The 24530-nt window shown below is 37.0% G+C and carries 13 protein-coding genes and 1 tRNA gene; 9 read left to right on the forward strand and 5 right to left on the reverse strand.

Translation table 11 applies throughout. The features are described from left to right. Positions 1–73 precede the first annotated feature (73 nt). From HGC4_RS02765 to HGC4_RS02790, 6 genes are all read left to right on the forward strand, one after another. The gene (locus HGC4_RS02765) at positions 74–1450 is read left to right on the forward strand and encodes a CotH kinase family protein (protein WP_050708593.1); all 1377 of its coding nucleotides are present in this window, start codon (positions 74–76) and stop codon (positions 1448–1450) included. Positions 1451–1665: 215 nt separating this feature from the next. Then, the gene (locus tag HGC4_RS02770) at positions 1666–1953 is read left to right on the forward strand and encodes a putative quinol monooxygenase (RefSeq protein ID WP_050708594.1); all 288 of its coding nucleotides are present in this window, start codon (positions 1666–1668) and stop codon (positions 1951–1953) included. A 213-nt stretch (positions 1954–2166) separates the two neighbouring features. Then, the gene (locus HGC4_RS02775; protein ID WP_050708595.1) at positions 2167–3036 is read left to right on the forward strand and encodes an OmpA/MotB family protein; all 870 of its coding nucleotides are present in this window, start codon (positions 2167–2169) and stop codon (positions 3034–3036) included. Between the two features lie 1114 nt (positions 3037–4150). Next, complete coding sequence (locus HGC4_RS02780) at positions 4151–5623, forward strand: DUF4992 family lipoprotein (RefSeq protein WP_082204045.1); 1473 nt, start codon at positions 4151–4153, stop codon at positions 5621–5623. Positions 5624–5667: 44 nt separating this feature from the next. Then, positions 5668–8985 (forward strand): SusC/RagA family TonB-linked outer membrane protein, encoded by a 3318-nt coding sequence (locus HGC4_RS02785; protein WP_050708597.1) that lies wholly within the window; start codon positions 5668–5670, stop codon positions 8983–8985. A gap of 13 nt (positions 8986–8998) precedes the next feature. Next, positions 8999–11128, forward strand: a complete 2130-nt coding sequence (locus HGC4_RS02790) for a RagB/SusD family nutrient uptake outer membrane protein (protein ID WP_373419302.1) — start codon at positions 8999–9001, stop codon at positions 11126–11128. 274 nt (positions 11129–11402) lie between these two features. Here HGC4_RS02790 and HGC4_RS02795 read toward each other — a convergent pair. Next, positions 11403–11484, reverse strand: a tRNA-Leu gene (locus HGC4_RS02795). 165 nt (positions 11485–11649) lie between these two features. On the opposite strand from HGC4_RS02795, the gene HGC4_RS02800 reads away from it, so the two are divergent. After that, on the forward strand, positions 11650–12651 hold the full coding sequence (locus HGC4_RS02800) for a Stealth CR1 domain-containing protein (RefSeq protein WP_050708598.1): 1002 nt from the start codon (positions 11650–11652) through the stop codon (positions 12649–12651). Further along, on the forward strand, positions 12648–13631 hold the full coding sequence (locus HGC4_RS02805; protein ID WP_050708599.1) for a glycosyltransferase family 2 protein: 984 nt from the start codon (positions 12648–12650) through the stop codon (positions 13629–13631). Before HGC4_RS02800 ends, HGC4_RS02805 begins: the two co-directional genes overlap by 4 nt. A gap of 7 nt (positions 13632–13638) precedes the next feature. Here the strand turns inward: HGC4_RS02805 and HGC4_RS02810 are convergent, their stop codons facing one another. Then, positions 13639–14931: an Nramp family divalent metal transporter gene (locus HGC4_RS02810; protein WP_050708600.1), complete on the reverse strand. Its 1293-nt coding sequence runs from the start codon at positions 14929–14931 to the stop codon at positions 13639–13641. Between the two features lie 157 nt (positions 14932–15088). Between HGC4_RS02810 and HGC4_RS02815 the strand changes: the two genes are divergently transcribed. Beyond that, positions 15089–20668: an alpha-2-macroglobulin family protein gene (locus tag HGC4_RS02815; RefSeq protein WP_050708601.1), complete on the forward strand. Its 5580-nt coding sequence runs from the start codon at positions 15089–15091 to the stop codon at positions 20666–20668. Positions 20669–20861: 193 nt separating this feature from the next. Here the strand turns inward: HGC4_RS02815 and HGC4_RS02820 are convergent, their stop codons facing one another. The 3 genes from HGC4_RS02820 to HGC4_RS02830 all read right to left on the reverse strand — a co-directional run bounded on the left by HGC4_RS02820 (position 20862) and on the right by HGC4_RS02830 (position 24495). Further along, the gene (locus tag HGC4_RS02820) at positions 20862–21806 is read right to left on the reverse strand and encodes a DMT family transporter (protein WP_050708602.1); all 945 of its coding nucleotides are present in this window, start codon (positions 21804–21806) and stop codon (positions 20862–20864) included. Then, positions 21803–22438 (reverse strand): nitroreductase family protein, encoded by a 636-nt coding sequence (locus HGC4_RS02825; RefSeq protein WP_050708603.1) that lies wholly within the window; start codon positions 22436–22438, stop codon positions 21803–21805. The genes HGC4_RS02820 and HGC4_RS02825 overlap by 4 nt, the downstream gene beginning before the upstream one ends. Positions 22439–23109: 671 nt before the next feature. After that, a complete protein-coding gene (locus HGC4_RS02830; RefSeq protein WP_050708604.1) occupies positions 23110–24495 on the reverse strand; it encodes an efflux transporter outer membrane subunit in 1386 nt (461 codons plus the stop codon). Positions 24496–24530 lie beyond the last annotated feature (35 nt).

The following is a 24530-nucleotide window of genomic DNA, read 5'->3' on the forward strand; positions in this document are numbered from 1 at the left end:
AAATTCATTGAACACAAAGCATCCGATTGTTGTTAAATAAGATGCATTCGTTTATTAATTAAAACTTTACAAAATGAAAAAAGATGCATTAAGAAATGCTGAGCTCGAAAAAATTTTCGACTTGGAATCCCTTCCCGTGGTAACTCTGGAGATAAAAGTAGCTGATTGGAATCGGTTACTTGATGCCTTCGATGAAGCCCCCGGAGATAATTACTGGATACCGGGTGATTTTGTGTTTGGAGGCAATCCTCAGATTCCAAGCCAAACAGTATCAAATGTTGCTTTGAGGGTTAGAGGTAATAGTAGCCGTAATCGCCCTGAAGGGGAAAAAGGCGAACACCACAATCCCGTAAATCCGGTTTGGCGTCAGGCAAGTTTCGCCCTTCAATTTGCTAGAAATGTACCGGGACAAACGTTTGAAGGATTATCAAGACTCGACCTTAAGTTTATCAGAGAAGATCCGGCGCGTATTCGCGAAGTATACAGTTTCGATTTATATCAAGAGGCAGGCGTATACTCTGGTCCACTAATCAGCATGTGTCGGTTTTATGTCAGTATTATTGACGGAATTTCTACACCGGCGTATTTTGGACTTTACAAATTAAAAGAATTTATTGAGGACGATTATCTAGAGAATCGTAAAGCCTTTTTCGGAGATGATCAACCAGGTGATTTTACCCCTTTCCTCTGGAAAGGAGACAATGATTCTGCTCTAAATAATTACGATCCCAGCGTTATCGAAGATCGTACTGTTTATGATCTTCGAACAAATACTAGTAAAAGAGCTGAGGCTAATGCGCAGTTGACATCTTTTGTTCGTAATCTGGTAACATTGGAAGGAGAAGCGTTGAAAGTATGGGCAAACAAAACAATAGATGTTAGATTGCTGATGAAATCGTACCTTATAAATGTTATTTGTGGTAATGTAGATGACTATTGGTCTAATGCAAACAACTATAATTTTTATTTCAATACGCATGGTAAGTTCTTCTTCATTCCTAATGATTTTGATACTACATTGGGTACAGCATGGGCTAAGGATGCCGCAAGACAAGATCCTTTGAACTGGGGTAATTTTGATCATCCTTTGATTCAAAGGCTTCTGACAATTGCTGAATTTAAGCATATGTATATAAATGCTTTCCATGAACTTACTAATTCTACTGATGGACCATTTCATGTTAGTAAAAGTATTCCTCGCATTGAAAAATGGTATGCGCTAATCAAAGACTATCTTTGGGATGAGACCATACATTTTGGGTGCGATAGTGATGATGCAGGATGTGTTTTACAACCTCAGGAAACGAATTATCAAACTCCATTTGAAGATACTCCTGCTTGGTGGACGTCGGGTGGAGAGAATTCTACTTATCGATTGCTAGAAAGAGGAGAGAATAATTTCTTTGAAGTTAGTGGTGACCCTGCTCGTATGCCACAGATACATGACTAATTTACTCTGAATTAGGAAAGGAAAACAGCATATATAATGTTTTAAGTTACAGAGGTATTGTTTGAATACAATACCTCTGTTTTTATTGTGGAAAAACATAGACTAAGGTTCGATGTTAATTCGCAAAATGTTATAAACAGATTGTAGAGTAAAGTCATTTACTCTTCTTAACTTTACTAATTAAGAAATGTGTTTGTAAAAAAAAAGAAGATAGTATGATTAAGGTAATTGCGGAAGATTTTATTAAAGAAGAGTATCTAGAAATCGTTAAACCTCTTTATGCCGAGTTAGTTGCTAAAACAAAAGAAGAGAAAGATTGCATTGAGTATAATTTGTATGTAGACCAAGATGATAAAACTCACTTTGTTTTTATCGAAGAATGGCCCGATCATGATGCGTTGGACAGACATTGCCAGACAGAGCATTTTAGACGGCTTGTTCCTGCAATCAATAAGTATCAGCGCAAAGAATGTATTTTTACTATAATGGATGTATTTAGCTGATTATTATATCGTATTCCATATCCTAAAAAAGAAAATTTCCGAATAGGAACTTTCTTCTTTTAAGTTAGCTACATATGGAAGTTATTCTTTCTTATTGCTTTTACTTATCTAATAAAATATTAACGGATATAAACTATACTGTCTCAAACAATTAGTAAATACTGTTGTTATATATATTAATTGCACATTAAATTTAATAATGAGATTTAGTTTATGAAGTATTCTTTTTGGTCGCTATTAATATTAGTAGCAGGTATAATGTTTACGAGTTGTGTAACTAAGGGAAAGTTTCGAAATTTAGAAACAGACTACAAACAACTGCAAACAGAATTTCAAGGAAGTCAATTACAATTGACCGAGAGTCGCACTCGTGTGTCGAGCCTTGAAGAGACTTTAGCAGAAGCTCGAAAAAATAATGAAGAGTTGCGTGGAGCTTTGGCTGAAATGCAAAATTCGTTGAATAAGAGCCTTTCACATAACTCACAAGGTAATGCGAATATTGGAAAATTGGTAGATGAGATCAATGCTTCGAATCGTTTTATCCAGCATTTGGTGCAAGCAAAAAACCGATCTGATTCTTTGAATCTTGTGATGGTTAATAATCTTACCCGTTCGCTTACTCGCGAAGAAATGCGAGATATGGATATTCAAGTGTTGAAAGGTGTTGTTTATATTTCTTTATCAGACAATATGCTGTATCGTTCAGGAAGCTATGAAATCAGTGATAAAGCAGGTGAAACACTTAGCAAGATTGCTAAAATCATCTTAGACTATAAAGATTATGGCGTATTGGTGGAAGGAAACACAGATACAGATCCAATTTCTCGTCCTAATATTCGTAACAACTGGGATTTAAGTGCTCTACGTGGTTCTTCTGTTGTTCAGGCATTGCAAAATAATTATGGAATTGATCCTAAACGTTTGACTGTTGGTGGACGCGGAGAGTATAATCCGATTACAAGTAATAGCACTCCTGAAGGAAAAGCTCGTAACCGTAGAACTCAGATAATCATTACTCCAGAACTAGATCAGTTTATGGAATTGATTGATCAAGCACCGACAAGTTCTTTTGATGGTAATTGATACCTTTTAGAAATAAGTAGCTTAAAATATAACAAAGGTTGTCTCAGGTTTGCTGAGGCAACCTTCGTTGTGTTGTAGTAGTTGAGTATTTCATTGGATGTCTTAGATATAATTTCAATACAGTTGAAATCACAGTTTAAATATCCTTATTCCTATGAATTTTATTTTAATCCCATTAAATATCTTTGCAGCCTTAATCTTTCAGTTATAAAAATTGAATAAAAGCTCTCTAATTTTTCTTTCGTTTAAAAGGATGGGCAAAACAAACCTAAAAGACTAATATAGCCTTGTACATAAATTGCGATATATGCGCTTACACTTACTTAATTCACTCACTTCGAAAGATCAAATTAATTACAATTTAGATCAAATTATATAGATAAGGACATAAATAAGCAGATACATTTGTAAATGTTATAATATATAAAAAAATCATTTTTTAGTAGATTTAAGTTAAACGTTTAAGCGAGGTTGCTATTTTAAGTTAAACGTTTAATTAGAACTAAAGCCTTATTGTTAACTTTTATTTATGTGTAAAATTATGAAAAACAAGTCACTGAATTTATTTAAAAACAGGGTGAAGTATAGATCTCTGAGTTCTTTTCTCAGGAATATATTTTGCTTCTTATTGGTTTTGTATGCACTACCTCATCAAGCCAAGAGTCTAACCTTCCAAAACACAATAATCTGAAATTAAAGAAAGCGAAACATTGTTGATGAAAAAGAAGAGCCCGTTATTGAAGAAATTCTTAATAGTTGTGAGACAAGACATTGATAGAGTATTCAATATCGGAGAGTGAACTGATTTTTCTGCATTGCCAAACAGAATCTAAAAATATAGTTTGTCAGCTCCATAGACGATAGCTTTAGACGACGAAACAAGCATTGCAAATATAACCTTAAAAGTTGCCAATATATAAAAGACCAAAATTATGCCTGAATTTCACAAATAAGCAATAGAATTATATAATCAACAGATATTAATTTGTTGGTAATTATTAATACATAAAATACTATTGCCTGTTCTTGAAACACACAATTCAGTAATGGCGTACTTCTTTATTTATTAGGTATCTACATGTTTTAATACTTAACTTATTTTAAAATTTAATGTATGAATACAAAAAAGAAAACTAGACCGATAATAGGCATTCTATGCTTTTTGATGGCTCTATTCATTACGTCCTGTGTCGATGGATATAAGGATGATTATACATTCTCCTCAGATGTGAGGAATACACAACTGGTATCACCTGATGGCAGTAAGGTTACGGCTACAGCTGTAGCTAATATAACAGGGGGACAAGATCTTAAAATAGTATGGCCTGTGGTCTATGGTGCTGGAGGGTATCAATTCACTCTTTACAATGTGGATGATCCGGACAATCCTATAGTAGTTGGTGTAGAGAACGAAGTTATTGACGGATGTTCTGTTACTCGTGAACGAGCTGACGATACAAAATATAAAATTGTTATTAAGACCTTGGGGAATACTGAGCTTAATAATAAAGAGGCAACTGAGCCAACAGAGGTTGAATATTCTACATTGATTCCTGTATATGCGTCTATCCCTAGTGGAACTGACCTTGGAGTATATTTTGAAAATAATCCTGTTAAACCACAAGAAGGCGATGCAACAGAGATCGTTTATGAGCTGGAAGCAAATGGTGAATATACGATGGGATCTAATGTTGCTCTCAAATCAACGAATATTACTCTTCGTGGTGATAAAGTTTATCGTCCGAAAGTAAAAGTTACTGGCGATGCATCCTTCATCAGTGATGGAGCTGGATTTAAAATAAGATGGACCGATTTCGATCTGAATGATTATTCCGGGGTTGGATTTATCCAATATAATACTACCATAGATGAAACACATGCAATTTTTTACAATGGCGATCCTTGGATTGTCGTAGAAGCTTCATCAGGTATGGAATCTTGTAATGTTAGCAATCTAAAAACTTCTTTAATTAGTGATAGAGGTAAAAAATATGCCTTGAGAAACTTCACCTTTAATGATTGTATTGTCGAACAACATGCTACATCGAGCAATCCGTTTATAAACTTCACTGGTGCTATAATAAAAGAATTATCAATGATAAACTCTACATTCTACAACAAGAATAAGAGTTATGGAAGTACCTGGATTGTATATGCGAATGTTCGCGTTGTGCAAGTTGCCGACAGGGTTGTATGGGCAAGTGAGAAAGGAAGCATAAATATCCAAAACTGTACGTTTTGGCAGGTTGCTTATAGTAAACAATTTTTTAACTCTAATGGTTGGGCGCAGACTTCAAACTCGGTGAATGTGCAGAAATCTATATTTGTAGATAGCGGAAATAAAGAGATTCTTAGACGTATCAGAATGTCTAGCAATAATGTTGCTGCAACTTTCAATCTAAATACCTACTGGTATGGTGGGGCATTAGCCGAAAATGAGATTACTCATAATCAAGGAGACAAATCGGGAACCCATATAGAGTCTGACCCTAAACTTGCAGATCCTGCAAATGGAAACTTTACTGTAGGCGGAGCAGCTCAGATTTCTAGCGGAACGGGAGACCCTCGATGGTTGCCTGCTCAATAATAAATTAAAAGAGAATTGATTGTAAATCAAAAAAGATAAAAGATATGAAGAAAAGATATTTAATAATTCTCGGTTTATGTATGAGCTTTATTTTGGCTTTTGCTTTGCCGGCTCATGCACAAGACTCCCAGACGGTTAGTGGAGTTGTTGTATTCGAGGACGGAGAGCCCGTAATTGGGGCTACGCTGAAAGTAGAGGGCACTACTACTGCTACAATAACTGATCTAGATGGTATGTATTCAATTAAAGTTCCAGCGGGTAAGAAGTTAATAGTATCTTATATAGGACATGCCAGTCAGACTATTTCTAATTTTGCCAATACTCGTATTGTTCTAAAAGAAGATGCTTTGCAACTGAACGATGTAGTAGTAGTTGGTTATGGTGTGCAAAAGAAAGCTCACCTTACCGGCTCTATTGCTACTACCAATATGACTGATGTTACCGACCTTGTCACTGGTGACCTGTCTTCGGCCTTGAGAGGATTAATGAATGGTGTTTCAGTGAGTTCGAGTGGAACTTCCCGTCCCGGAGCAACATCTCGAATAGATATTCGTCAGAATAATGTTGTAAGTGGCAGCAGTACAGCTAATGAAACAGATCCTTTGTATGTAATTGATGGATATGCCTATCCTATGCAGGAAGGTGCAGCGGCTTTTAATAATTTGGATGCTACAATGGTAGAAAGTATTTCGGTATTGAAAGATGCTTCTGCTGCAGTATACGGTTCACGTGCAGGTAATGGTGTTGTTTTGGTGACGACAAAACGCGGACAGATTGGAAAACCTAAAATTTCATATAGCGGACAATTTGGTTATGCAGATGAAATCTCTCGTCCCAAAATGCTAAATTCTTATGACTATGGAAGACTGTGGAATGGTGTGAGGGCAGCTAACCCTTCTGAACCATACGATTCTCGCCTTGATTTGTTTCAAGCAGATGAACTGGAAGTTATGAAAGGTCTCAATTATGACCTTCTGGAAGATGCTTGGAGTGCAGCCTTTACACAAAAACATGCTGTAAATATGGGTGGAGGTACCGATAATGCTAACTATTTTGCAGGTATAGCATATTACTCACAAGACGGAAATATAGGAAAACTCAACTACGAGCGTTGGAATTACCGTGCTGGTATGGATCTTAAAATCAACAAATGGTTGAAAGCATCGTTACAAGTATCGGGTAACTATGGAGAAGATACTAAAGCTTATAATGGAGTTGCTTCAACTACCGGTTCTGAGGCCGATTATAACAGATTGTTGACACAACCACGTTATATTCCATCATCTATAGACGGACGTCCGATAGCATCATATGGTATTACAAATGCAACTGTACATAATTCTCAGCTATACAACTTTGATGCAATTCAGAATTCGGGTGACTATAAAACCAATATAAACCAAGAGATGAACATCAATACAGGGTTGGAATACGACTTTGGATGGAATCAGCAATTGAAAGGATTAAAACTTAAATTCTCTTATATTAAGAGTATAAATACTCTCGAATCAAAACAATTAGGCACAAGCTATACCCTCTATAATCTGGTAAATCGTGGAGGTAGCGGTAATCACCTTTATTCAGGAGGTGGTGTAGACTTGTCGAATAGTAATTTCGTAGGATCTACTATAAATAATGGTGGCATGGTCGATCGTACTATGTCTCGTACAGATAACTACCAGATGAACTTTCTGGCAACTTATCAACGTACATTCGGCAACCATGATATAAGCGGATTGTTTGGTATTGAAAAATCTGAAAGGGTATTTGAGGATCTATATGGATCGAGATCAGACCTATTCCCAAATTCAAATGGACAAAGTTCTACTACTGGTAATGATGCTACAACTAAAGATAATAGATTCTCGCGCGCAGAATCAGCTAGCCTTTCATATATCGGACGTATAAACTATGCTTATAAGGACAGATATTTGTTCGAGTTTCTGATTCGTTCAGATGCTTCAACCAAATTTGCCCCTGAAAATTATTGGGGAGTATTTCCATCTGTGTCAGGAGGATGGATTTTATCTCAGGAAGAGTGGTTTAAAGTAGAGGCTATTGATTACCTGAAATTGCGTGGATCGTTCGGGCTTACCGGTCGTGATAATATTCCGACATGGACATGGGCTAAAAATTATAACTATAATTCGGATAAAGGTCCTGTGTTTGGAAGTTCTAGCTCTGCAAGCGGTAATTACATTACGCTCCCAGATCAGGGCTTTAACCGAAACGCCAAATGGGATAAGAGTTATAAGTCTAACTATGGTCTCGACCTTGGTTTGCTTAACAATCGTTTGAGCTTTAATATCGACGGTTACTACGAATGGAACCGTGACATATTTACTTCACTCAACAATACTATACCAAGTACTGCTGGATCGAACCCTGCTAATGAAAACTATTCTTCAATCGATACTTATGGTATTGAGATTGCAGTGGGATGGAAAGACAAAATAGGTGACGATTTCAAATATGGTGTCAGAATAAATACTGGATACTCCGACAATAGATTAAATAAAACGAACTGGCCGTCAACAAAAGAGCTGGATGGTATAGTAGAAGGCGAGCGCAGAGACAGAGGAGTATGGGGTCTCGAATGTTTAGGCATGTTTAAAAGCTACCAAGAAATTGAAGAATACTTTGATAAAAACAACATTACGAACTACTTAGGTCTTTCTAAAGCCGATATGCGTCCAGGTATGCTGATATACAAAGATGTACGCAGCACCGATCGTGACGAAAACGGATACTATATAGAGCAAGCGGATGGAGTTATTGATGAAAAGGCTGATCGTGTTAAAATATCTAACCGCAGTAACAACATCTATGGCTTTACTGTAATTCTTAATACTGAATGGAAAAGCTTTTCGCTAAGTATGCAGCTTAATGCCAATTGGGGGAGCTACACTGTAATGTCGAAAAATATGCGTTCTATCTACAATAGCGTATTAAATACATCGGGATACAATTCGATGCAGTACACCAATCTACCATCTTTCTGGGCCAATGATATGTTTATTTATGAAGACGTGCTTGATGCTAATGGTAATGTTGTAGCTGAAGCCAATCGTAATGCCAGATATCCTAACCTAATGTATGATAAAGTAAACAGTGTAGAGTCTACATTCTGGAGAGTAAATAACGCTTCTGTATCAATGAGTAACATCACATTAGCTTATACACTCCCTAAAGTGTTTATAAAAAAGGTGGGAGTAGAAAACTGCCGTTTGAATATGACAGCACAAAATGTATTGAATTTCCACAATTCATATCCTGACAATTTCTACAGTTCGTTTGCTGGGGCTTATGGACAATATCCAAACTTGAGGAAAATTACATTAGGAGTAAATGTTTCATTCTAAAAACGAAAAGAAAATGATGAATACAAGAAAAATAATTGGTTCTGCTACTGCTCTTCTGGCTGCAGCGCTCATCCTCACCGGATGTAGTGACCAATTTCTGGAAGATAAAAAAGATTATTCTAAAGTAACCGATCCTTATAGTAACTATGCCACAGCAGAAGCGGCTATCGACGGTATATATGCTTTAGCTTTATCGAACTCGGTTGGTAGTTTCGGTTGGAAATCGTCAAGTGCCGGTTCGAGTGATATATATTCTCAATCCACAGAAGAATATTCAGGATTGTCGGTTTTAGTTGATGGAACTATATTAACAACCACTCACAACGACTTACCTGGTATATTTTATAATGAGCGAAAAACCTCAAATAATTTATACGGATGGATTCTTTCTTGCAACGATGCTATTGAGAGTATACCCGCAAGTTCAGGGCTTACTCAAGAACAGAAAGATAAACTGATGGGTCAGGCATATTTCTTTCGGGCATGGGTTTACTATCGTTTGGTGAAAGAATTGGGAGGCGTACCGATTGTAACAAAGGTTCAAAATCCTATCAGTGCCGAAGTTGAAGCACTGACAATTCCACGTTCAACAACAAAAGAGTGTGTCGATTTTATTTGTGAAGATTTACAAATAGCAAGTACACTCCTACCTGCTTCATGGGGTGGTAATGATTATGGTAGGGTAACTTCAGGTGCAGCATTAGCACTTCAAGGCCGTACTCGCCTACTATATGCAAGTCCGGTATTTAACCGTGGCGACAATAAAGATCGTTGGGAACTAGCTTACCAAGCTAATAAAAGTGCAATCGCTACATTGACAGCCGGTGGTTTTGGATTGGCATCTTCGGATGCTCCGGGATTAAATGCTACTGGTTGGGGAAGAATGTTTTCCGATTTTTACTCTAAAGAAGCTGTATTTGTAACGCTATATAACAATGTGAATAAAGGAACTAATACTAGTCCTAATCTATGGAATGGTTGGGAGAATGCTATTCGCCCTACTAATGCAAATGGAGGTGGTGGAAAAAACACCACAGACCTGATGATAGATATGTTCCCTATGGCTGATGGAAAGAAGCCGGGACAATCATCATATACTTATAACAAAAATCGTTTTATGATGAATAGAGATCCACGCTTTTACCGCACGTTTGCATTTCCCGGAGTGTATTGGAAATTCTCGGGAGATCCTACTACCAGTAATACTGCTTCTTCTATTGCTTATCCATATAAAGGAAATGATTATGCGTTGTGGAACTATACATGGTATGATACTGCAGAAAAACGTGCGGCCATGGATCAAAGTGGATATTCTGGTGATGGTTTAGCTGAAAACTACAAAGGTGTATATATTCGTAAACGTACAGATGATTTGGATATTAATAATGCCACACCATTGTATGTATATAAACTCGATAAAGGGAATGGCTTTGAACAATCTGCCTCTCCATATATGGAGATACGATATGCAGAAGTATTGTTGAATTTAGCCGAATCTGCATGTGGAGCCGGTTATTACAATGAAGCTCTGGAAGCTTTAAGAGATATACGCAAGCGTGTAGGTTATACAGGAGACTGCGGTTTAGATAATGCCTTAGCTAGTGATAGAGGTGCGCTATTTGCGGCTATTCTCTACGAACGCCAGATAGAATTGGCTTACGAAGGAAAACGCTTCGATGATATGCGTCGCTGGATGCTTTGGGATGGGGGTGTAGGACAAGCTTCTCTACAACCAACCTGGGCATTGACCGGATTTAATGGTAATACATGTAGCTATCTGGGTGTTAAGCCTTTTAATGGTAGTAGAAGAGGTCTCCTTGAACTTTGTGTTACTGTAAAAAATGGAGTTGTAGGTAATGCGTCTGCTGCCGATCCTTATAAAGATACTCGCCCTGTGGCATGGAATCTAGCAACACAGACACTCTCTGATCGTTCTGATTTGGTTACATTCTACACCGATGGTTTGGTGCGTAAGGATAGAAAAGGTGATGACTTGACAAAGACTGTTTCGTATCAGCCTCAATACTATATTGTAGGTCTTAAATCGAACGCACAATCGAATAACCCTACATTGGAGCAAACCATAGGCTGGTTAGATATAATAAAAGGTGGTACCGGAACATTTGATCCTCTTGCTGAATGATAACATAAATATATTATAGAGAAAAAAGCCTTCTGCTGAGAACTGCAGGAGGCTTTTTTTATGCTGAGGGGGTGTCTGTAAAGACGTTTAATACTGTAAATAGAGCGAAATTGCAGAATTTAGTGTTTACCGAAGTTGTTTTCTATGACCAAGAAATCGAAGATTATCGAACTCCAGAATACAATTCATTCCTTCTTTTAATTGGCACAGAAATAGTAAATTATAGAAATGAAAAAGCGACAAAAAGAAGAAATCTTCAGTTTGTCGCTTTCAGTGCGGATGAAGGGACTCGAACCCCCACGCCTCTCGGCACCAGATCCTAAGTCTGGCGCGGCTACCAATTACGCCACATCCGCGGCTGCTATTGTGTTAGCGGGTACAAAGATAAATCTAATATTTAATAAAACAAGCTTTTTGTGAAAAATATTCTAAAATAAAATCGAGAAAATACATCTGACATTAAATGAGCCTAATTATTAAAATAAATGTATTTTTACATTATCTTATTTCAATAGAAAAGTATGCAGGATACTAGCCAGATAGATATCGTATTAACATGGGTAGATGGTGACAATTCCGAATGGAAGGCTCTTTATCAAAAATATAGTAACGAGGTTTCGATAGGCGATAAAAGAAATATTCGCTTTAGAGATTGGGGTTTACTTAAATATTGGTTTAGGGGTATAGAAGAATTTGCACCCTGGGTTAGAACAATACATTTTGTTACTTCTGGAGAACGCCCTGACTGGCTTGATATAAATCATCCTAAATTAAATTGGGTAAAACACGAGGAATTTATCCCTAAAGAATTTCTGCCTACTTTTAATATTAATGCAATAGAAACAAATTTGCATCGGATAGAAGGGTTAAGCGATCAGTTTATTTTCTTCAACGATGATGTGTTTTTGACAAATACTACTAGGGTCACTAATTTTTTTCGAAATAATTTGCCTTGTGATTTTGCTATTCTTGATCCGATCTTTCCGGAAGAGTATCCTGAAATATTTGTGAATGATATAAAGATAATTAATCGTCATTTTTCGAAAAGAGAAGTGATAAATAAGAATATACTAAAATGGATAAATCCGAAATATGGAAAATATCTACTTAAAAGTATATTGCTTTTGCCTTGGAAAAAGTTTCCGGGGATGCTTGATGCACATTTAGCACACTCGTATTGTAAGGCAACATTAGAAGAGGTTTGGAAAGCTGAACCCGATGTCTTACATAAAACAGGTTATTCTCGTTTTCGTTCACATACGGATGTCAATCAGTGGTTATTTAGGTTCTGGCATATAGCGAAGGGGGAATTCTCCCCAACAGATATATTATCTCAAGGACAAACTTTTGAAATAGCAACTTCTACGATCGATGATATATGTGAGGCTATCCGCACTCAAAAGTATATGCAAGTTTGTATTAATGATGGTGAGGATATTCCCGGCTTCGAGGGTGTGAGCCGTAAAATACAGGACGCATTTAATGATATTCTTCCTAATAAATCGTCATTTGAAAGAGTATGACAATAAGTTTTATAATACCTGTTTATAATACCGAACGTTATCTGGATAACTGTGTGTCCAGTATTTTAAACCAAGGAATAGGTGAGGATTTGTTTGAGATTATCATTGTCAATGATGGTTCGACAGACAGTTCAGCTCAAATAATAACGAATCTGGCGAAAGATAGAAATACTATCAAATATATAGATTCCGAAAATCTGGGATTGGGAGCTGCTCGAAATAAAGGACTAAGTATTGCTCAAGGTAAGTATATCTTTTTTGTGGATTCGGACGATTACCTTTTTGATAACTCATTGCCGAATCTTTTCGGATATGCAGCATCAGTCTCTTATGATATAATAGGTCTTGATTGGGCGGAAGTTTATTCTGATGGTTCTGTGACTCGAAAAGAGAGAAAGTCTTCTACTTATAATTCTCTAATGTCAGGAGCTGAATATTTGAGTAAGTTTAATCTAAGTGGAGGTGTTTGTCCTTACTTGTTCTCAGCCTCTTTTCTAAAAGAGAAGTCAATCTTGATGCCTGAGGGCATTTATCATGAAGATGAATTGTTTCTATCGGAGACTTTTACATACGCACATCAGATTGTATTTGTAAATCAATTGGTATATGCCTATTATCAACGAGAAGATTCGATCACAAATAATAAAGAAGAAAAACAGATACGTAAAAGAATCTGCGATACCATATTCGTCTTAGATCAGCTTGTTTCTTTAGAGAAGAGATTACACTTAAATGAATTACAAATAAAAGGATTGAGGCGAAAAATTACCACCCTCTCTGTCGATTTTATTGTTAATCTCATTCGCTTTAGAGTAGATAAAGAAATGGTTGCAAATAAGCTTCACGAATTAAGAATTCGCAAATTATATCCTTTGCCTAAGGCTGCTTACTCTTGGAAATACAATCTTTTCCTGTTTGTTTTTAATTATGAATCATGTATTGTCTTAGCATCTAAGCTAGGCTTGTTCAACAAAGATTGATAAACAATTAGTCGGTTACCACCCATCCTGTTGCTAAGCTGTAAAGCAGCCAGAGATTTAGGGCTGTAACAATACTAGCTATTAGATATAACATATACTTTGTCATGGGTTTGTTTGCGTACTTACCCATTACTTCTTTAGATGAGGTCAAACGTACTTGAAGAAATACTGTAATTGGCAATTGCATACTCAGTATTGCCTGTGAAATAATAAGCCCTTTGAAGGGGTTGTTAATAACGAATATAATTAAGAGAGCTACCCCTAAAGAAATTGCTACACCTGTACGCGAATGTATGTCTTTGATGTTATAGGGTTCGTCATACATACCGGCAAAGATGGATCCTGCGGCAATTCCCGAAGTCATAGAAGAAGAGATACCGGCAAATAAAAGTGCTATGGCAAAAACAATAGCCGCATTTGCTCCCAATAGTGGTTCTAAAAGACTTTTAGCTTGTTGTAAGTCGTCTACTATCAATCCTTCTCTAAAGAATGTAGAAGCAGCAAGTAAAATCATTGCACTATTGATTGCCCACCCGATAACCATCGAGAATAAGGTGTCGAAAAATTCATATTTCAGTTGCTTCTCAATAACTTTATCATCTTTCAGATTCCATTCTCTACTTTGAATCACTTCCGAGTGAAGAAACAAGTTATGAGGCATAACCACTGCTCCCAATACACTCATAATAATAAGGATACTTCCATCGGGCATAGAAGGAGTAACCCAAGCTACAGCAGCTTCCTGCCATTGAATGTCGACTAAAAAAAGTTCGTATATAAAAGATAAACCTATAAGAGAAACGAAGGCTATGATGTATCGTTCTATTTTTTTGTATGAGTTGGAGAACATCATACAAGTCACAAAAATGGTGACGAGTATAGCTCCGATTTTTATAGGAACATCAAAAAGCATTTGAAGGGCAATAGCCCCTCCCAATATCTCGGCAAGAGAGGTTGATATAGATGCTCCGATAGCAGACCAGAGGGTGACTCGTGAGGCTCGGCGAGATAGATACTTGTTGGCGGCTTCTGATAAACACAAGCCGGTAACAATGCCCAAGTGAGCCACATTGTGTTGGAGTATAACCAGCATTACAGTCGAAAGAGTTACCACCCATAGGAGAGTGTAGCCAAATTCAGATCCTGCAGCAAAATTAGATGCCCAATTTCCGGGATCAATGAAGCCTACGGTAACCAATAGTCCGGGACCTATGTATTTTAATAATTCGAAAGCTCCCGATTTTAACTTCGGGTTTTTCTTTTTGTAGTCTTTTCGTAATTTTAGCCAAAGATTTCTCATACAGTGGTTTTCAAGCTCTATTTTAGCAAAGTTAGTATAAAAGGGTATATCTCAAATATCCAGTTTTAACTTTTTATTCCTTAAAGAAACAATATAGACTTTATAAAGTTTACTTACATTTGTTTTTAGTTTACACATTTACTAAAAATAGCACTTCATGAGAAAAAAAATAAACCCCATATTGGTCTTAATGCTGACAATTGGGTTTCTGTTATTGACAAATGCTTGTAGTCGCAAGGGATCACGTACTATCGACCCCGAATTTGCACGTTATATTGCAGCTTTTACTTACGGATCGGTTTCCTCTGTATCTTCTATCCAGATTGAATTGAATCAGGATATGCCTACTGTGGAATTGAATGCCGAAGTTGACCAAGATTTATTCGAGTTTTCGCCTAAAATTAAAGGGAAAGCTTATTGGGTTAATACACGAACAATCAAATTTGTACCCGAACCCGGCGAGTTAAAGCAAGGTGAAACTTACGATGCTTGGTTTAAACTCGATAAAGTGCTTCAAGTTGAGAAAGACTTCAAAGAATTTTACTTCTATTTTAAAGTGCCTGAGCAAAATTTTGCGGTAGATGTACTTCCTTATTCTCCAACTAAAGATAATGATCTTACCTGGAATACGGTGAGAGGAACTCTCTCTCTGGCAGACGAAGCAGCGATGCCTGATATCGAAAAAATGCTGTCGGTAGAAGGAAATTCTAATACAGCAGTTGTAAAAATAGAAGCTACAAGCGTAAAAGGTAGATATGCTTTTTCTATTGATAGCCTTAAGAGAACAACACAAGATTTGACTTATACGCTGAAAGTAGATGGTTCATCTATCGGAGCAAAGAGAGATGCGGAAAAGCTTCCGATTGTAATTCCTGCTATAAATGCTTCTTCTTTTTCGGTGATTGATGTAAGAACAGCTTACGAGCCATCGGAATGTATCCGTATCACATTTAGTGATCCGTTATCTAATAATCAGAATATACAAGGATTGGTTAATCCGAATGGAATTGAAAACTTCTCGTATGAAGTTCAAAAGAATGTATTGAAGCTTTATTTAGATGGCAACAGTAGTAATACAAGTGTTGATCTGAATATTTTTAAAGAACTGAAAAGTTCAGAAAATAAAACATTAGATAAGAATTACAATTATCAGTTATCTCTTGAAAAGAATAAGCCTGAAATTAAGTTACTGAACTCAGGTAATATTCTTCCAAGTTCCGATAATCTGAATATACCTTTTCAAGCAGTCAATCTATGGGCTGTGGATATTACAATTGTCAAGATTTTTGAAAACAATGTGTTAGGATATCTTCAATCGAATGATTTTGGAGGGGATAATGAATTGAGACGTTTTGGACGTTTGGTGCTTAAAAAGCAAATCAGACTCGATGAAGACCATACTCTACGATTGGATCAATGGAATAATTTTTCAATAGATTTATCTACTCTTATTAAACAAGATCCGGGTGCAATATATCGGGTTAAGTTTACAATGAAGAAAGAATACTCATTATACCCATGTAGTGGAATAGTTCCACAAATTCCTCAAGAAGCAGGTTTGGAGAGATTCGATAATCGTATGACAGAGGAGGATGAAGCTATTTGGGATATCCCGCAAACCTATTATTACGATCCTATGGATTGGGAGGATTATAATTGGGAAGAAAGAGAAGATCCTTGTAAAAGCAGTTATTATACCAACCGTTCATCCGATTGCATTGTTTTTGCATCAAATATTGGTTTAGTAGCCAAAATTGGTTCAGATAAAAAAGTGACGGTAGCATTGACCGATATTCTTACAACTCAACCTATATCAGGAGCGGTGGTAGATGTGTATAACTTCCAGATGCAACGAATTGGTTCGGGAAAAACCGACGGTAATGGATTTGTTTCAATAGATTATAAAGGTGGAGTTCCTTTTGTGGTAGTTGCTTCAAAGGATAAAGACAAAGGTTATCTGAAATTGACGTCTAATCTTTCGTTATCGCTAAGTAATTTCGATGTCAGTGGAAAAGAAATACAAAAAGGACTGAAAGGTTATATATATGGCGAAAGAGGTGTTTGGCGTCCGGGAGATTCTATTTATCTGACATTTATATTGGACGATAAAGTCAATCCCCTGCCTAAAGGACATCCGGTGTCATTAGATTTATTTACGCCAACAGGTCAGCTTTATCAAAAACATGTAAATACATCGGGCAAAGACGGTTTCTATACTTTCAAGCTAGCGACTGATCCGGGAGCTATTACCGGTAACTGGCGAGCAGCAATCAAAGTAGGGGGAGCAACTTTCTCGAAAACTATAAAAATAGAAACAGTAAAACCTAACAGACTTAAAGTTCGGTTGAATGTTGGAGAACTGATTGATGCGAGTAGAGGTGTATTGAATAGCACTCTGTCATCGCAATGGCTTCATGGAGCAGCAGCGTCTAATCTGAAAGCAAGTGTTGAAATGACTCTGTCTGTCGCAGGAAATCCATTTAAAGGATATGAGGCATATTCGTTTAATAATCCTGCAAGTAATTTCAGTACCGATACATATACCATATTTGAAGGAAGGCTCGATGCAAGTGGCAATGCTAATGTTGCGGGTAAACTACCTCCGGCATCTAATGCTCCGGGAATGCTTAAAGCAACTTTGGTATCTAGGGTGTTCGAAACAGGAGGTGATGCAAGTATCTATTCGCAAACAGCGGCTTATTCTCCTTACTCGGCGTATGTCGGTATAAAATCGCCTAATGAATCTGACTATGAAATGTTGGAAACAGGGAAAGACAATGCGATGGATATTGTAACATTGTCTCCTGATGGAAAGCTTCTTAATAGATCGGACGTCAATGTGAAAATATATAAAATTAAATGGTCGTGGTGGTGGAATCGCAATAATGACGATTTATCTTCTTATGTCAACAATACATCAGCTAATGTGGTGTTGGATAAAGATGTGTCGACAGTTGGTGGAAAAGCCAAGGTTAATTTTAAAGTAGAAGATTCTGAATGGGGACGTTATCTTGTAATGGCTACCGACAAGCAAGGCGGGCATATAGCAGGTAAGATTATTTATGTTGACTGGCCTGCATGGAAAGGGCGTTCGGATAAAGAAGATGCTTCGGGATTAACTATGTTATCTTTTTCTACTGATAAAAAGACTCCTTACAATGTGGGTGAAAAAGTTACAGTAACTATTCCTAAAAGTTCGGATGGTAGAGTATTAATAAGTATTGAAGATGGCACGAAAGTAATACAACGCGATTGGGCGAAAACAAGTGCTAAGGAAGATACAAAATATACATTTGAAGTAACGGATGAAATGAATCCTAACTTTTTCATCTTTGCAACACTTTTACAACCTCATGCTCAAACCGATAATGATTTGCCTATCCGTTTATATGGAGTGTTGAATATTAAGGTAGAGAATAAGAATACGATATTGACTCCGGTTATAACTATGCCTGATGAACTTAGACCTGAAAAGGAATTTACAGTTGCAGTATCAGAGAAAAATAAAAAGGCTATGACATATACTTTGGCTGTTGTGGATGAAGGTCTTCTTGATCTTACTTCATTTAAAACACCAAATGCGTGGACTGATTTCTATGCTTATCAAGCATTGGGTGTGCGTACATGGGATATGTTCGATATGGTAGTAGGAGCACAAGCCGGAAAGCTAGGTCCATTGTTGAGTATTGGGGGTGACGAAACACTTAAACCTTCAAGCAATCCTTTGAATCGATTCAAACCGGTTGTAAAGTTCTTAGGACCATTTACAATGAAAAAGGGTGAAACGCAATCTCATAAAATAAAACTCGATCCGTATATCGGTTCAGTACGTGTGATGGTAGTGGCTGGATCACAAGAAGGAGCATATGGAAACACCGAAAAAACAGTGGCGGTGAAAAACCCATTGATGGTTTTATCTACCCTCCCAAGAGTTGCGGGACCTGATGAGGAAATATTACTTCCTGTAAATGTCTTTGCAATGGATAAAAAAGTGAAGACTGTAAATGTAACAGTTCAGGCAGCAAACGGATTATTCCAGTTTACAGATGGAACAACAAAATCGGTTACGTTTACTGAAACAGGTGATAAGGTGATTTACTTTAAAGTGAAAGTTGCTAAAAGAACAGGAGCTGAAAAAGTAACTATTAAAGCAAGTGGTGGAGGCGAAAGCTCAAATGAAACCATAGATATAGAGGTGAGAAATCCTAATCCTCCGATTACATTAACTTCTGATGCTTTGGTTTCGGCTGGTGATTCACACGAGTTAAATATTAATCTTGATTCGCCAACTTCAGATGATTGGGTTAAACTTGAGGTGTCGCGTATGCCTGCTGTTGATCTAAGCAAGAATATGGCTTATCTATACGACTATCCTTATGGATGTTCGGAGCAAGTAACTTCGCGTGTATTCCCCCTATTGTATGTAAGTGCATTCAGAAAATTCTCGGATAAAGAAACTGAGAAGATGAAATATAATATCAATGAAGCGATCAAGATATTATCGTCACGCCAGTTGGGTGATGGTGGTATTGTGTATTGGCCGGGTAGCTCATACCCAACAGAGTGGGTGAGTACTTATGCCGGACACTTCTTGGTAGAGGCTAAAAACAAAGGATACAATGTTCCTGAATCTGTTATCAGTAAATGGAAGCAATTCCAGAAGAAATCCGCACAACGATGGAATAGGGGAGATCTTTACAGTTCTTACTACTCATATTCGATGACCGACTTGCAACAAGCCTATCGTTTATATACTTTGGCTCTGGCAGGTGATCCCGAATTGGGAGCAATGAATAGATTGAAAGAAATGAAAGATCTTTCGATACAAGCTCGTTGGAGATTGGCGGCAGCGTACGCTATTACAGGTAAAAAGGATGCAGCACAACAGATAATATCGAATGCTCCTTTGACTGTTGATAATTATTCAGCATTTAATAATACTTATGGTAGTCCGGCTCGTGACGTTGCCATGATAATGGAAACTAACTTGCTTCTTGGCAGAACAGAAAAAGCTTTATCTCTAGCTCCTCAGGTGTCAGCAGAATTGAGTTCCGATTATATTTCTACTCAAACAGCAGCTTATGGTTTAATAGCCATGTCTCAACTGGCTGAAAAGATGGGTAAAGGAGCAATAGCTTATGACTGGAGTTTGAATGGTGTACCTCAGAAAGTCGAAAATTCGGCTCAGGTGTTCCGTGAATATACGATTAAGCCCCAAGAAGTTGTAAATATCAATTTCACCAATAAGGGAGAAGGGCAATTGTATGTTCGTTTGATTGGGCGCACTCAACCTTTAGTCGATAGATCTCATCCTAAAAATGATGGTATAAATCTGTATGTGAAATATGTTGATGATAATAATAATGATGTAGATATCACTTCGCTTCAACAGGGAACAGAGTTTTTCGCAAATGTGATTATACAGAATGTTTCGGGCGAATCTATCACCGATTTGGCACTTACTCAAATATTCCCATCAGGTTGGGAAATATTTAATAACCGATTGTTTAATGCAGCGGCTGATGCTACCAGTGGGTCGTTTAATTATCAAGATATACGAGATGACAGAGTGATGACATTCTTCAATCTGGGTAATGGATATTCAACAGCAGTTAAAGTTCGTTTACAGGCAGCCTATTGCGGTCGATTCTATCTTCCTGCAGTATCTTGTGAAGCAATGTATAAACCACAAACTCAGAGTCGTACTTCGGGTATGTGGGTTGAGGTGAAACAGTAAAAGCGATACTCTATATAAGAAAAGCCGTATACAATCAATTGTATACGGCTTTTTTATTTAAGGTTTTAGACCTTTTATTATCCAATAAAGTATAACTGCAATTGTTGTTATACTTTGAGTAGCTTAAACGTTTACTATCCTTTTTGATTACAGTAGACTGTATTTTAAAATGCCTAAGAAAGAATGAATCAAGTTATTTGCTTTCTTGTATTGTAGCTTGTTGTTCAGCTTCCACGTCTGCTCTCGATTTACTTTGAGTAACCAGATATACCCCTATCAAAATCATAATCCCTGATAAAGCTTTAGTGGCAGAGAAATGATCTTGCCCCAAGCCAATAGCAATAAATGAGGCTATAAGCGGTTGGAGGTTGTTGTACATAGAGATTGTTGTTGCTCTGATTCTTTTCTGAGCCACAGGTATAAGGGTGTATGCAATGAATGTTGCAAACAGCAATGTATAGCTTATAAGCACATAAGGTAATACTTCTGATTGTGAGAACAGGGGAGCATTAACCAAATCTTTATATAAAAATGGAAGTAGTATAACAGTTGAATATAAGAACATCCATTTCATTAGGGTTATAGAGGAATATTTGGATGTTAAGGGGCGTGTTACAACCAAGTATGAAGCATAACTAAGAGAACTGCATACTACGGCCATATTACCTTTCATGCTCGAGTCGGTGGTAATGTCTCCGTGGTGGCTTGTGTAGACCAAGAATATAGCACCGAGTCCGCCCAATAAAACACCCGAAACCTTTTTGCTTGTGATAGGCTCTTTTAAAACAAGAGCTGCTATAACCATTGCAAAAAGAGGGGTACTTGTTGTGATTATAGATGCATCAACGGGGGACGTATTATTCAATCCGAAGATAAATAATCCTTGATTAAATGTAATCCCTAAAAGTCCTCCAAGAAAAATCGTGAAATGATCTTTTCGCTCAATACGCTCTTTAGTTACAAAGAGAGATGCTATCCAAAATGTAATAGTGGCAAAAGTCATTCGGGCAATAGTAAGTCCATAAGGACTGATATAGCCTGATTGAAGAAGGTATTTACTGATGGGAATGTTTATTGCAAAAAAAGTAACAACACTGAACATAGTTATATGTCCAACCTGTTTTTGAGAAAGTTTCATTTTTTATATGTATTGTATGATACAATTTCGTTTGTTGATTTTCGTTTTTTGGATCTTAGCTCCTGAGCAGGATAGCCGATGAGGATATCGAGTATCACTCGTTTAGAATCAGGTATGTTTAATAGTTTTTTTATTTTAGATTCATTGAACCAGCCCAATATGCAACTACCCAAACCTTCGTCTTCGGCAGCCAGGCAAATATGAGAAGCAGCAATACCTATATCAACATAGGCAAAATGCTTGTCTTTGATAACTCCCCCAATTCCCGAACTTAGATTAACTTTTTCTTCGACCAGAAGAATATGTATAGGTGCTTGTTTTGTGAAGTGATTCATACCCAATAAGCGCGCAGAAGCAGCATCGGCAACCTTGTTCTTTAACTCTAATTCGTCTACTATAACAAGATGTACGGGTTGTGTTTCGTCTTCAGTAGGATGTTCAATTGCATCAAGCGTTTTATCCATTAATTCAGCGTCGTTTACTACCACAAAGTGCCAAGGTTGTGCATTACAAGCAGAGGGGGCCAAACGTGCGGCTTCTATGATTCGTTCAATCTTTTCGGCTTCTACCAATCTGGTTGTGTCGTACTTGCGTGTGCTTTGTCTTCTACTTGCGAGTTCAAGAAAATCCATAGTGTATTTGAAATAAATATAGCCAAATAATTATTGTCATATTATTCAATAATAGTGAATTCTGGTTATGACATTTACCAGATACACAAATTAGGTCTGAGACCATAATTAAAGCCTCAAAATTACGCAATTAAATGATAGGAAGCCTTTTCGCTCCGATATATTTTCAGGAAACTATTTCTTTGTCTCTTTCGCATATTTTATATCATTTCTATTCCACTTGGGGCTTAGTTGTAGCAGTAATTTAAATGTAGTTTTTATCAAGTAATCGTTTAATCAATGGCATCCATTTAAAGTTTTGAGAATTGGTTATGCTGTTTTCTCCTTTTTCTTCTGTTATGCTTATTATAATGTCTTTTCCTATCCAATTAGGAATCTGTGGTGGATGATCTTTATTATTCGAGATATTTCGTCAAGCTAGCAATCTTTTTGTAAATAAATTTCAATTGCTGTTTGTTTACAATAAATAGTGATATTCAAATATATGAATTGCTGCCGAGATAGCCATGTTTTTGTCTATTAAAAACGATAAGATATATATATGGTTTATGTGCTCGAGTTTTGTGTCTTTATTAGATTGAGTACACCTTTGTATCAGTTACACATAAAAAAGCATCCCTAAAGTTTAACAACTAAAGGGATACTTGAATATCGAAAAGATATGTATTCTTTTATTTAACGAGTCCTCCTCCTAAAGCTTTGTATAACTGTACGGTTGACGTAAGCTCATCCAGAATTGCGTTGTTGAGAGTAATCTCTGCATCAAACATCTGACGTTGAGCATCTAATACATCCATATAGGTAACAATACCATTTACGTATTGTAGTCGGGCAAGCTTTTGGTAAGAGCGTACAGAGTTATATAGAGTTTCTCGCGATTTGCGTACCTCTTGCGTTTTCTGATAAGTATTAATGGCATTGTTTACTTCCATAAATACAGTTAGAATTGTTTTTTCGTAGCTGTAAACCTCTTGTTCGTAAGCAGCTTTTGCAGCTTGATGAATTGCTTTATTCTTACCCATATTGAATATTGGTCCTGCAAGGGAACTACCAATAAACCATGCCGGACTTTTAAGGAAGTCTGTTAACTCCGAGTTTTCGGCACCTAATCGCCCCGTAAGATTTAAGGAGGGGAGAATACTGGTTAAAGCTACACCTACTTTGGCATTGGCTTCTATTAGTTTCTGTTCGGCTTGTATTACATCAGGACGACGTTCAAGTAATGACGAAGGAACATCTACTGGTAAGCTCGGTAATATAGAGTGAGTACTTATGTCTGTATTACTACGTGGAATACCTGATGGAAATTCTCCCAAAAGAACAGACATATCATTCTCCATTAGTTTAATTTCGTTTTCTAAGCTTGGTATAAGAGGTTCGGTACGTGCTACCTCTACCAAACTTTGACGGTATGGCATCTCCGAAGTTAAACCTCCCTCATATCTTAGTTTAGCAAAATGGGCACTCTCTTGAAGAGCTTCCAGCGTTTGCTTTACTATTTCTAATTCGCGATCTAAAGCTCTTAGCTTGAAATAACTCTGTGCCACTTCGGCAATAATAGTCAGGCGCAATGCTTGTTGGGCTTCTACCGATTGCATATACGATGCAATTGCAGCATCGTTTGCCCATCGGAGCTTGCCCCAAATATCTACCTCCCAGCCAAAAGTAAGGTTAGTATGTATTTCGGGAGTATATTTCGGATTATTTCCTCCATAATTTAGATGCTCTTTTTGAGCAACTCCGTCAATGCCTATTTCGGGAAATATATTTGCAAAAGAAATACGTTTATTGGCTATCATTTCATTGATACGGGCAGTTGCAATAAGCACATCTCTGTTGTGGTCGAGAGCTTTTGTGATCATGTTTTGTAAAACAGAATCTTTGTATAATGTACTCCATCCTATGTCGGCAGCTTCTCCTTCCTCAAGTCCTTTGGCTTCAAAAGAATGTGGCATGCCATCCATCACCGGTCGTTGATATTTGCTTCCTATCTTACAAGAGAAGAATATAACATTACAGAGGACTAATACACTACATATATATTTGAGTTTGCTCATTTATCTTTGTTTAAAGGTTATCAATAAGTACTTAT

It is taken from the genome of Dysgonomonas sp. HGC4, assembly GCF_001261715.1.
In the GTDB taxonomy this organism is placed as follows: Bacteria; Bacteroidota; Bacteroidia; order Bacteroidales; family Dysgonomonadaceae; genus Dysgonomonas_A.